Genomic DNA, 12806 nt, shown 5'->3' with positions numbered 1-12806 from the left:
GATCATGCCAAGTAAATTAGATGGTTATTGCCCTGCAGTCTTCCCCTTAACCTGCTTTAGGGTGGCAACGATCAGGAAGCTGACAATCACCAGCAAAAGCCAGGAACTCACTTTCCCTAAATGAACAAGGCTCCACGCCTCTGCCTGATTCGGATACTCCCAGGCCCCAAAGAATGTCGCAATATTCTCAGCTACCCATATAAAGAACCCGATCAGAACAAAAGAAAGCGCAATAGGCATTCGGTAACCCTTTCCGCCAACCTCATAACGGACCCAGGATTTCCAAAATACAATGATCACCAAACCCGACAGCCACCAGCGGATATCAATCCAAAAATGGTGCGTGAAAAAATTTAAATAAATTGCAGCGGCAAGTGGCACTACTGCCAGGAATGGCGGCCACTTGATCAGATCAACCTTCAGCCTTCTCCACGCCTGGCAGAGATAACTTGCTACACTGGCATACATGAAGCCGCTGTACAAAGGAACCCCAAAAACTTTGGAATACCCCTCCTCCGGATATGCCCACGAGCCCATATGTACCTTAAAAAGTTCGAGTGCAAGGCCAATGATGTGGAACAGAGTGATAACCTTCAACTCATCCTTCGTTTCAAGCCCTGATTTCAGCATCGCCCACTGCATCAGAAGACAGATGATCAGCAGCCAGTCATACCGCGGGAGAAAAGGCATCGGCAGGAATTTAGTTAAAGCTAAAGAAGCAAAAATGACAACAGGAAACAAACAGGACAAGGCCTGCTCCCAGCCGAAACGAAACAGCTGCTTCAATGATCTCATGGGCAGAGCTTCTAATTTGCGAATAGTCAATTGCATCCGAAATTCCCCTTTCATGGGACGATGAATCTGTCCCCTTATTCATCACTGCGGTACTCCAGGATATCTCCAGGCTGACAGTCCAGTGCTTTGCAGATGGCCTCCAAAGTTGAAAACCGGATCGCTTTTGCTTTTCCATTTTTTAAAATAGAGAGATTGGCCATGGTGATTCCTACCCTCTCTGAAAGTTCCGTTACACTCATTTTCCTTTTTGCGAGCATCACATCAACATTGATTATAATTGTCATGTTCTCACCTCAGACCGTTAAATCATTTTCTGATTTGATATCAATTGCTTCTTGCAGCAGCTTTTGGAGAACAGCCGCAAACACTGCGATCACCATCGAAGCAAAAGGAACTACCATTCCGACGAAGATGACACCCGGGGCATCGTCAATCTCTGCAAAAACATAGAATAGCGGCAGGACCAGCACATGCAAACAGGCAATGGTGATGGCACAGTATTTAATTTTCTTTAATGCGATGACAGATAAATCCGAGAACGCTTTATTTTTGTCAATATAGCGCAAAAGTTTGAAAGCCTGATACAGTGCAAAGTAAAACGGTATCGTAGACCCATAAAATACGATGTAAACCCAATACTTAAAAAAAGCAAACTTCGGCAGCAATTCACCTGCGACCTTTCCCAGCTCAGGCACTAAAAAAATGCACAAAACCAAAATTGGGACTCCTAATAGAATAACGGCTATTTTTAAAAACAGCGTTGTTACCTTTTCCATAAAAAGCACCTCACTTCTTATTTTCAATTTGATTTTAATCTATTATTTATCGTTTTTCAATAAATATTTAATGTTTTTGATTATTTTTTTATTGAATAGGAGGTGAAAATTAATCAAATCAGCAGGTATAATGCTTTTCTTCTTACTTCACAGAATCGCCTGCAAACACCATCAAAAAGCCCGGCCGCTTTTGGCCGGGCTTTAACGTTCCTATTCTACTTTGCTTAACCTCTCAATCGTTCTTGCCAGTAATGCCGTTCGCTTCGGAAACGTTTTCAAATCGATATACTCATCTGTCTCACTATGGGAAAATTCTCCGAGCGGCCCCATGCCATCCACAGTTGGGACTCCTTCAGTGGATGTATACGCTGCATCCGAACCTCCGCCGGTGCTGACTTCCCTTATAGACATTCCAAGTTCTTCCCCTGCAGCCTTTATTTCCTCAATCAATTTGTCCGTTCCCGCCACTTTTTCCATTGGCGGTCTTCCAATTTTACCTGATAAGCTGGTTTCTGTTCCCTGCACTTCCTCCTCCTCTGCAATTTCTGTGATTTTTGCCGTAATCTCCTTTGCCTGTTCCATGTTCTTGACTCGAACATCCACTTGCGCTTCTGCATCTGGAGCGACGGTATTAGACGAGATGCCGCCGTCAATTAAGCCCACATTGACCGATAAGCCTCTCTCGTAATCATTTAAATCATGAAGTTTCACTACTTTATGTGCCAGTTCATCAATGGCGCTTCGTCCTCTTTCGGGTTCAACCCCTGCATGGGCACTTTTTCCTTTAACATCAAAGATAAATCTGCCAATTCCCTTTCTTTCTGTGACTATGCCGTCATCTGGTCTTCCGGATTCAACGACAAGTGAGAATTTTTTACCTATCGACGCCTCTTTAATAATGGCTTTTGATTTTCGTGAGCCGATTTCTTCATCACTATTAAAAATAAGGTGTACATTTTTATATGCGTCCGATCCTCTTTCCTTAAGAAGTTTCAATGCGTACAACACGGATACATGGCTTGCCTTTTCATCACTCACTCCCGGTCCATAGGCTTTATCCCCAATCATTTTGAATGGGCGCTTTTCTGCTTCACCTTCTGGAAATACAGTATCCATATGGGCAATAATGATGATTTTAGGGTCGCTATCCTTTTCAGCTTTTATCTCAAGATGGTTTCCATACTCTGATTCACGGTGAACAAGAACATCCATATCCAAATCCTCAAATTCCTTTCTCAAAACACTGCCAACCTTGTCCACTCCTTCTTTATGATAAGAGCCGCTGTCTATATTAACCAGTTCCTCGAGCAAGTTCATCATTTCCGGCATTTTGTCCTCCAAATACGCTTCATATTGTTTCAATGAAATCACTCCTATTCAAATTATCACCGGGTTACTCTTCGTTAATTCCAATGGCTGATCCTGGCCTGCTTGAATCAGCAGCTCCATGCAGCATGCCAGTTTTGGGATCCATCAGGATTGCCTGCACATTCCCAATTGGCCTGTCTGTATCATCAAACTGAAATCCCATTTTGCGGAGCTTGTCAATTTCACCTTGGCCAATGCCTTGTTCGGTCCAGACATCAGGTCCTACACTGTTATAAATCCTTGGTTCTTCGATTGCATCTTTTACATCCATTTCAAAGTCGAGTATATGGCTGATAACCTGCGAAACTGAAGCAACAATGGTTGGGCCGCCAGGAGAGCCCAGCGTTAAAACAGGCACTCCATCTTTGAATATTATTGCAGGTACTTTTGCGCTGACCGGCTGTTTATTTGGTGCCAGGCTATTAATATGATCCGGTTCAGGTGTAAAATCGGTCAAATCATTGTTAAGCAAAAATCCGTAACCTGGTACCATGATGCCTGAACCCATAATATGCTCATTGGAAGATGTGCAGGCTGCAATGTTCCCCCATTTGTCCGCAACGGTAAAATGCGTAGTATCTTGTCCAGTTTGATATACCTTTACTTCGCCCTTTGGACGATCGCTGCCCTGGAACTTCCAGGGGTTGCCGCAGTCAATTTCCGGATTTCTCGATTTCCAGTCAATCTTTCTCCGCCGTTCCTCTAAATACTCTTTATGAAGCAGACCTTCAACCGGAATTTCAGAAAAATGAGGATCTCCCATATAAGCCAGCTTATCAGAAAATGCTAATCTCATTGCCTCTGAGAATAAATAATACTTTTCCCAGGAAGATACTCCATACTTGTTAAGTTCAAAACCTTCCAGTATTCCTAATAGCTCCAGCAGGGCAATCCCTCCGCCATTAGGTGGTCCTGGAACGGCAATATCATAGCCTCTGTAGGTTCCCATCACCGGTTCTTCAATTGGAGCCCGATAGTTTTTCAGATCCTCATTCGTCATAATACCGCCCTGCTCTTTAAGCGTCTTGATGATGGCATCTGCAATTTCACCTTCATAAAGCGCTTGTATCCCATTCTTTTGCAGTATTCTAAGAGTCTTTGCCAGGTCTTTGTTTTGTACCCAGTCTCCCTGCACTAACGGAACACCTTCCGGCATAAAAAACTTCTTTGCTTCTTCCCCCATCCTGATATGAAGAATTTCGATGACTTCGTCCCATTGCCAGTTCACCCTAAAGCCTTCTTCAGCCAGTTTAACGGCAGGCTCAATCAGGTCCTCCATCAGTTTTGTCCCAAACCTTTTATGCCCCTCATCCATAGCCTTCATGATACCGGGAATGCCTACTGACTTGGCATCAATGGTCTGCTGAAAGTAAGGAGTAATCTCTCCTTGTTTATTTAAGAACTGATCTTTATCTGCCCCTGAAGGAGTCTGTGAATGGCCGTTGATCACCTTTGTCTTTTTTGATTTCTGATCATAATAGACGATGTATCCGCTTGCCCCAATTCCTGTGTTAAACACTTCTGCCACACTAAGGGCAAATTGAATGGCAACAAGGGCATCCATGGCATTGCCGCCATTCCTTAAGATTGCGGCACCGGCTTCTGTTGCTTCATGTACTGCAGAAGCAGCCATTCCATGAGTGCCAGTCGCCTTCTGCCTCTTGTCCTCAGTGTCATTTTCCATGTGTCTGGTATCTACCTTATCCATTGAATCCCTCCTATAGGTTCCCCTATAAATTACTAGATTCTTTTTTTAGTATTAATTGCTTTTAATCTCTTGTACCCGGCTGAAAATAGCTGAAACATACAAAAAAAGGCACCGGACCTTGAGTCATTTTGATGACTAAAGATCCGGGAACCTGTTATTAATAAATCTTTTACGGAAATTTGAATCTTTAAACAGGGAGCAGCTGCTCTCTATTTTAAATACGAATGCCGGAAGGTTTTCCATGGAAAATTTTTTAATGTAGAGCCTATATTAATCAATCACCGGGTGAATTCTCAGGAATCAATATCTGACCGGCTTTTCCAACCTTAAGCAGTGTCTGCATAATGGCCATCGACAGGCTTCCCGCCTGGTAAGGCTTTATCAGGTATTCATGAGCTCCCAGTGACAGGCCTTTCTCCTTTTCATCCAATGCAGTTGAAATAATGATTGGAATGTGACTTAACACTTCATTTCGTTTTAATATCTTCATAATACTCCATCCATCAAGCCCCTCATCAAGCATGATATCCAAAACAATCGCATCAGGCAGGTGATTTTCCAAATACTCCAGGACATCCCTTCCATTATTGAAATGCTTCGCATGCAAATTGTTTTCCGTAAGCTCCTGAATAAACAGTTCTGCCAGGCTTTGGTCGTCTTCAATAACCAGCACTTCATAGCGTGTGCCTCTTTGGTGAATGTTCTCATCCAGTCCATGGGAAGGCTTATAGACAGCTGGAACAGAAACTATGAAGGTGCTTCCTTCCCCGTATTTTGATTTGACACCTATATTTCCATCATGAGCCTTTACTATTTCCTGTACAATGGACAGCCCAAGCCCCGTTCCGCCAATTCGGCGTCGATCTGAATTGTCCACTCTGTAAAATTTGTTAAAAATATCCGCAGCTGCATTTTCCGGAATTCCCAATCCATGATCTTCCACTTCTATATGAAGCAGGCTGTTTTCTTCAAACAACCTTATATTGACGGGACCTCCAGATGGAGAATACTTGATGGCATTGCTTATCAAATTGGAAAATACCTGTTCGATTTTGCAGGAATCACCAAGAATGACATCATTTCCACTAAATGGTTCTAATGTAATATTGTGAACATCCGTCTGCACCTGCTGATTATCCATTACTTTCTCAATAATAGGAATAAGCTCAATATATTTTTTTTCATATGTTTGTTTACCGGATTCCATCCGCTGGACATCAAGAAAATCGTTGATTAGAGACGTAAGCCTCTTCGCCTCATTTAATATTGTCATCAAATATTTCTTCTGCTTTTCCGCCTTGAGCTCCCTGTTCAGCAGCAGCTCCGAGAAACCTAAAATGCTGGCAAGCGGTGTTCTCAATTCATGGCTGACGGTGCTGACAAACTCCGATTTCATTTCATCCACTTTAAATTCTTTTGTAATATCCCTGTGGACCAATACAGTTCCAACACACTCATTATTCTGATAAAGATCTTCACAGTACATCTGGCAGATATGCCCTCTATCCTTTGTTTTGTATACAAACGTTTCCCCGCTGGATGTTTTACCATTAAAGGCCCGCCAGATGAATTCGGTAAAACCATCTTCATCCTCTACCTGCTGTTTTAGAAGTACGCTCCATTTATCCCAAGTCAGTCCAACAATCCCTTCAAAGCCACCCTCACAGTGGAACATTTCGCAAAGCTGTTTGTTGACCTGCAGGATGCAGCCGTCGCTGTCAACATACTGCAGACCTTCCTTTACAGTGTTGAGAATATCCTGGTTTAATTTTCTATTCGCTTCAGAGTTTTCATAAGAACTGATTTTATCGAGCGACAGCCCAATCTGTTTTGATAGTGCCGAATATTCATCCATATGCGACTGTGCAAAAGGAAAGCCGTATCTGGTGAAAACCATGACAGCCGTAACCTCTTGATTTGAAGAAATAACCGGCAAATAAAGGTCATAGCCGAAAACGGTTCTTACATGGTAGCCCTTCTCTTCTTGAAGCAATTGTCTCTTAACAGCAAAACCTTCTTTTGTTTGTTTCAGCCTCACAATTAATCCGCTTCTCAAATGATTCTTGAACTGTTCTACTCCAAAAGATGAAATTCCAAATGAAGCAGATTCTTCATTTTCAAGCATCACAATTATCCCGCAGTCCGCTTCAATGACATTGGACATATTCATTACAATACTTTCCAGCACTTCCTGTTTTTTTAATGAATTGGAGATGCCATTAATCAATTCATTCCGGCGCTCAAGTTTTCTTTCATTTGATTGCATGGTTCCAAGAGCATCTTCCAATTCTCCCCTCTGCGCTTGAAGTTCGTCCTGCTGAGCAATAAGCTCCTCATTTTGCGCAAGCAAATCCTGCTCTTTTTCCTGCAGGGTCACCACCATTTTTTGAAAGGCAACAGACAGGACTGCTAATTCATCCATACGATCCTGCCCTACATTCAGTTCCGCCTTTCCTCCCCTGGCAATTTCTTCAGCAGCATTGGCAAACTGAGTAAGCGGCTGTCCTACCTGCTTGAACATAATCCGGATCATCCGAAACAGAATGACCAGAATGACAACAAGAAAAAGAAAGAAACCTGTTTGTATATAGGATTGTTTTTGGATTAAATCCTGAACCCTTCCGTTCAGCTCATCATTCAAATTTTGCAGATAAACCTGAATATCATCCTGAAAGGTATTAATCCTTGCAGTAGCACCGGAATCTGCCATTTTAATGATTTCGTCCATACGGCCTGCTTCAAAATATTCGATGGACACGGGAAGTCTTTCAATGAAATAATAATCCGCAAATTCATCCATTTCCTTCCCAAAGGCTTTGTCCTCATTGGTTGAAGCAAGGCCATTGTATTCACTGATAAGTTTTCTGATCTGTGGCCTTAAGGCAGCAGCCTGGTTTTTTAATTCAGGATTCCCAAAGGCGAAGTAGCCTCTGACATCAAAAAAGACGAGATTGAAGTTATGATCAATTTGCTGAACAATTTCTTCTTTTTTTATAAGCTTTTCGCGTTCTTTGTAATAAGAACTGTTTATTTGCTCTTGCAGCAAAATTAAAATACTGGTTCCCGTCAGAAAGAGAAGGACGAATACTCCTATAAGCGCAACAATCTGCCTGGTCAGGCTCTTTTTTATAAAATGATTAAGCTTCATCTACTATTTTTCCAACCTTCTCAAATAATTGAAGAGGGCTGAATGGTTTAACCATGAAATAATCGGCCCCTGCCTTTAAAACCTCTTCCTGTTCATTTTGCTGGCTTTTGGCAGATAACATTAATATTTTCACTTCTTTGTTAAGAGCCTGCTCACCCCGGATTTTCCTGATGACATCAAGACCGGTAAGTCCAGGCATCATATAATCCAGAATGACCAAATCAAACTGCTTTTTTTCAAGCAGCTTCAGGGCTTCTTCTCCATCTTCAGCTTCATCGACTTCAAAGTCCCCATCTTCCAGAGTATCAGCAATAAGCATGCGCAGAATTTCTTCATCCTCAGCAATCAATATCTTTTTCATTTACTTCTCTCCCAACTCTGCGGAGTCAAATAATTTTTTCATAATATGATAGGACTTTTTAAGCCTTTCATGGTAATCTGGCTCCTCCCACTGTTCCCAGGAATAATAGGCAGAATCTTTTCCATGGAGCACTCCATCTTGCATCTTTGGAAAAGAATCCAAGATACCTTCTCTGTCCTCCGACAAGGCACTAATTCTTAATCCCTCAATTGTTTGGCTGCCTGCGAGCCCTTCTCTCCATAGATCCCCAGCTATCTCTTTCTGGCTTGGATCCTTTATATTAAGCAATGCCCACGGAAGTCTGATCTCCATTACTTTTTTACTCCTGCTAATACTTATATCGGTTAATGAATTGAAGTGTTCATGAGCAGGATTTGCATTCCCAAACTGTAAATTGCCTGTCTCATAGGATTTGAACGGTTTCGTTTCCCCAGTGGATGGAATAGTTAATTCCTTATTCAGTGCTAACCTGATAGGGTGGAAGACTCCATTATCCTTTTTATTGGCATAGCTTTCATTCGGAATCATATTCAGCATATGGCTATAATGATAATAAAAAGTATCATAATAGCTATCTATTAAAAGTCTGGATTTATCCTGTCCGCCTATTTCTGCCATAAAGTCAACTCCGAAGTCCGTTTTGACCTTTCCTGTCAGAACCGGGATCGAAGTCTGTCCCTGCTCTGTAATGGTATCGATCAGTAAACGTGTGGTCTCATTCTCCAGGTCAATAGGATGGTTATAATCCAGCCGGATATATAAGTGTTCCTCATCAGAACGAACATACATATCCTTCAAGTAAGAATTCTTGCGGCCAGAACTGTAGACAGGTTTCTCATTCAGCTTTTTCCAATCACCTGTAATGCCATCCACATATATTCCAGCTTCATTTTTACCTGGTTCAAAGCTCAGCAAGCCGAAATGCTGTTCATTTGTTTGCCTGTTGGACCAGTATGGACGCTGGTCAGGATTATCATAATCCATCGTATTCCAGGTTCGCTTAAACCATTCATCCTGCCAGGAAAACACGAGACCGCCCGCATAACCTTCAGAAACAATGGACTCAAACAGCCGGCTGTTTATTTTTCCCTGCTCCTCCTCGGAGTGAAATCCCTGATTCATGTCCCCAACGTTTTCATGGGTCATCCCCCTGGACGAAGGGACTCCGAATTCCGCTACCATTACTGGCATCTCGTGGACAGCGATTAAATCATGAAGATAGCCTGCATAGTTATTCCTTTCCCCTTTTGAATCGATGTAATTGACATACTTCTCCTCATAGTTAAGGAAGTCAGGGTAATATGGATAAACATGATAAGAGGCAAAAAGGCCAGCATGAAACCTATCTGTCTTCTTTATATGATTAGGGTTTACAGAAACCATATCTTCCTTAACCGACGGCTCTGAAGGATGTTCCAGAAGATCGGTCGTTACCCAGTTGGTAAAACTCATTGAATGCTGCCATTCGTAGCTCGCGGTTTCATAATTTACGGCATAGTCCATCATTTCAGCAAGCCAGATTTCAAACGGACTGGCATCAGCTGTCTGGAAATACTCACCGGAGAATTGCTGAAGTCCCTTATGTTTATCATTCGTGCCTTTGACGGCCTCAGGATCCCACTCAATACCAACCATAAAGCCAAGCACATATGGTGAGATATCAAATGTATATTCGCCTGAAGCATGCCCCGCCCTCTCCTCAATGACAGCATTTCCATGAATAATATCAATCATTTTCTCCATTTCATTTTTAAAATCTTTAGTTACAGCATCTGAGAAAGCATCCTGCTCCTTAACCAGTGTTTCTTCATTGACCCAGACACCATGGAATAGAAATAATGGCTTTTCAGCAATCTGATTATATTTATGAAATGCTTCATAAAATGCCGGCGGATGCAAAGTATATATCCTGATGGCATTGGCATTCATTTCACCTATTGCTTTAAACCAGCGGAAATACTCAGCTTCAGTAATTCCTGTTTCCCCCGGGAAATGGCCAGGCTTGGCTATTCCCATATTGACCCCTTTTATTAGCAGATCCTCCCAGGTGCCATTTTTCATTATCTGAATATAATCTTCACTTGTTTGGCTATTGAATTGTATTCCATTGGTCTCATCTATTTTCGGAGTGAATTTGCTATTTGCCAGCTGCGGCTTTACCTGCAGCACCTTTTTCATCATTGGTACGTACGCTTCCCAGTAAAAAGAATCATTGGCACTAAAATGTTCTTTCCACTTGGCCAGTCCTCTCGTCTGATAAATAGTTGGCACTTCTGCTTCATCTGCATAATCGCCTGCAAAATAATAGGAAGAATAAGCAGCGTTGCTGTGCTGAATAACAGCTGGGAAGGTTTCAGGGATTCCGGCATTCTGCAGCTTGCTTTTTCCTGTCTTAGTAAGAGGCAATGAATACTCAGCCAGTACTTCATCCGCATTTCTTGCCTCGATCACATCAAACCAATACCGATAGGGCGCTCCCACCTTCTTTCCGAAGAAATCCTCGCCCTTATCCGTAAGGCGGAACTCAACCCCTTTACCTTCCATTTCACTCTCTTCGACAACCACAACGTAATCATTCGAGTCCACAAATACGAGACCGGGACCTTTAAGCCCCCAATTTCCGTCTCCATAGTGTTCCTTTACCCAGATAGGAACCTCATTGCCAGACAGGTCAGGGAAATACCTCCCAATCCACCCGCTCCAGCTGATATTCAATAAATTGGTCAATCGGTGCCGGGCCTCATCTGATGAAGGACTTGCAAACGTATTGAATTCGGCAATGAGTGTTTTCCCTTTGGAGGAAACTAACGTTTCCTCCAACTGGATAACTTCCTCCTCCTGCAGCCCGCCATATAGATTAGAAGACCGTTCTCCCAATGGATTGCTTCCATAGAATTCTTCCTCATAAACCCCATACGTATCTGCAAGGTAAAGAACCTGATATTTTTCAAGATTGTCCGGTAATGGCTTAATCGTATATTCATTTTTCATTCCTGGTTTAAAGCCGCTATAATCAGCCTCAATACTGTATCGATCCCCATCTGATTTGATATATTTTTCATTATTTAAAATCCATATAAGTCCCTTATGCTCCCGATAAGAATCATCCGGCACTGTTTTGTCCAAAATAAACACATTCAGTTTTTGATCCTGCTTTAGCCACCATGACCAGAAAGGACTGGAAACAACGGTCAGCACGGCAAGAACAAACAGAAAAACGGCTGTTTGCCCTTTGGTAAATTGTCTCATCCGGAAACACCTTTTCTTTTCATTTCTCCCCAGCTTGTATCGCCTTTGACCAGCTGCCATATTCCTTCACATCTCCAAAAAACCGTCAAAGGCCGGTACCATAACGTTTCAGTCAATGAATAGAAAAACAGTTTGATTAAATCAGAGATTTTTGGAAATTTCCTTAAGCTCCATTCCTCAAGCAAAACGGCGGCCATGGAGAAAAGTGAACCATATAAACACGATAGCAGAAAAATCAGGATGGCAAACTCAAGATAGATACCACCCAAAAATAGGGAAATGACCACATAAATGTATCCCAATAATTCAACTATCGGGCCCAAAAACTCTACGATCCAAAAGTATGGAAAGGAAATAAACCCTATAAGGCCGTATCTTGGATTAAAGGTCATCTTCCTGTGTGTCCACAGACTTTCAAATAATCCGCGATGCCACCTTCGCCTTTGTCTTCTAAGGTATGTTGTGCTTTCCGGAACTTCGGTCCAGCAAACAGGGTCAGGGACGTAGACGATTTTTTTCTTTTGCTTTTTGTCTCTGATAAGTCTATGGAGCCTTACTACGAGCTCCATATCCTCGCCAACTGTATTGGTTTTATAGCCTCCCGCATCAATGACCCATTGCTTGGAAAAAACACCGAAGGCTCCAGAGACAATCAGAAGTAAATTATGCCGGCTTAACCCAATCCTGCCCATTAAAAAGGCCCTTAAGTATTCGATTATTTGCATGATGACTAAAGGCTCCCTGGCTAAGCCAACCTTTAAAATATTGCCGTCCTGTATTTCACAGCCATTCGCAATGCGGATGCTTCCGCTCGAAGCAATCACTTCTCCATCAGAATCCAATATAGGCTTCATTACCTTTAAGAAAGCATCCCTTTCCAGTACAGAATCTCCATCCAATGAACAGAAATAAGGAAAATGGGAAAAGTTAATTCCTGCGTTCAGCGCATCAGCTTTTCCTCCATTCTCTTTGTCTATTAAAAATAGATTTGGAAGAGAAGCGGACTGGTAAACTTTTTTAACAGCCTTTGTTTCAACCTGCTTCCTGACAGCTGGATTAATTTCCTTCATTTGATAATGTGTAATCATTTTTTCAATGGTGTCATCTTTTGAACCGTCATTGACAACGATAATCTCAAAAGAAGGATAGTCTATACTCAAAAGGGAGCGTACACTGGCAACAACCCCCGCTTCTTCGTTATATGCTGGTACAATGATGGAAACCGGTTTTGCGAAGGATTCATTCATATACTCGTCAAATGTCTGGTTTCGGTTCAGCAAATATTCCTTCCTTAGCTGAAAAACTGAGATTACTAAAATAATTGAATAGAAACTAATGACCAGCACCATAAAGACTGCTATAAATGCAGCAAATCCGACCAATATATTTCCCCACATAAGA

Annotated in this window: 9 protein-coding genes; all 9 read right to left on the bottom strand. The window is 42.2% G+C overall.

Going from position 1 to position 12806, the window contains the following annotated elements; all coding sequences use genetic code 11:
• Positions 1–24: 24 nt before the first annotated feature.
• The 9 genes from AC3WTL_RS03350 to AC3WTL_RS03310 all read right to left on the bottom strand — a co-directional run bounded on the left by AC3WTL_RS03350 (position 25) and on the right by AC3WTL_RS03310 (position 12802).
• Entirely contained in the window at positions 25–795 is a 771-nt protein-coding gene (locus AC3WTL_RS03350) for a DUF817 domain-containing protein (RefSeq protein WP_222500945.1), read from the bottom strand.
• Positions 796–869: 74 nt separating this feature from the next.
• Positions 870–1079 carry a helix-turn-helix domain-containing protein gene (locus tag AC3WTL_RS03345; protein WP_035329715.1) on the bottom strand — a complete coding sequence of 70 codons (210 nt, stop codon included), beginning with the start codon at positions 1077–1079 and terminating at the stop codon, positions 870–872.
• A 9-nt stretch (positions 1080–1088) separates the two neighbouring features.
• Positions 1089–1571: a DUF2975 domain-containing protein gene (locus AC3WTL_RS03340; RefSeq protein ID WP_248347669.1), complete on the bottom strand. Its 483-nt coding sequence runs from the start codon at positions 1569–1571 to the stop codon at positions 1089–1091.
• Between the two features lie 210 nt (positions 1572–1781).
• Positions 1782–2933 carry a M20 family metallopeptidase gene (locus tag AC3WTL_RS03335; RefSeq protein ID WP_248347670.1) on the bottom strand — a complete coding sequence of 384 codons (1152 nt, stop codon included), beginning with the start codon at positions 2931–2933 and terminating at the stop codon, positions 1782–1784.
• A gap of 31 nt (positions 2934–2964) precedes the next feature.
• On the bottom strand, positions 2965–4647 hold the full coding sequence (ggt, locus tag AC3WTL_RS03330; protein ID WP_492369003.1) for a gamma-glutamyltransferase: 1683 nt from the start codon (positions 4645–4647) through the stop codon (positions 2965–2967).
• Between the two features lie 274 nt (positions 4648–4921).
• Positions 4922–7795 carry an ATP-binding protein gene (locus AC3WTL_RS03325; protein WP_492369002.1) on the bottom strand — a complete coding sequence of 958 codons (2874 nt, stop codon included), beginning with the start codon at positions 7793–7795 and terminating at the stop codon, positions 4922–4924.
• The gene (locus AC3WTL_RS03320; RefSeq protein WP_222500860.1) at positions 7785–8156 is read right to left on the bottom strand and encodes a response regulator transcription factor; all 372 of its coding nucleotides are present in this window, start codon (positions 8154–8156) and stop codon (positions 7785–7787) included. The genes AC3WTL_RS03325 and AC3WTL_RS03320 overlap by 11 nt, the downstream gene beginning before the upstream one ends.
• A complete protein-coding gene (locus AC3WTL_RS03315) occupies positions 8157–11405 on the bottom strand; it encodes a hypothetical protein (RefSeq protein WP_492369001.1) in 3249 nt (1082 codons plus the stop codon).
• Positions 11402–12802, bottom strand: a complete 1401-nt coding sequence (locus tag AC3WTL_RS03310) for a glycosyltransferase family 2 protein (protein ID WP_394584230.1) — start codon at positions 12800–12802, stop codon at positions 11402–11404. The genes AC3WTL_RS03315 and AC3WTL_RS03310 overlap by 4 nt, the downstream gene beginning before the upstream one ends.
• Positions 12803–12806 lie beyond the last annotated feature (4 nt).

The sequence above is a fragment of the Cytobacillus sp. EB106-05-05-XG126 genome (assembly GCF_058791715.1).
The sequence above is the reverse complement of the archived record's forward strand: the minus strand, read 5'-3'. Positions and strand labels throughout refer to the sequence as shown.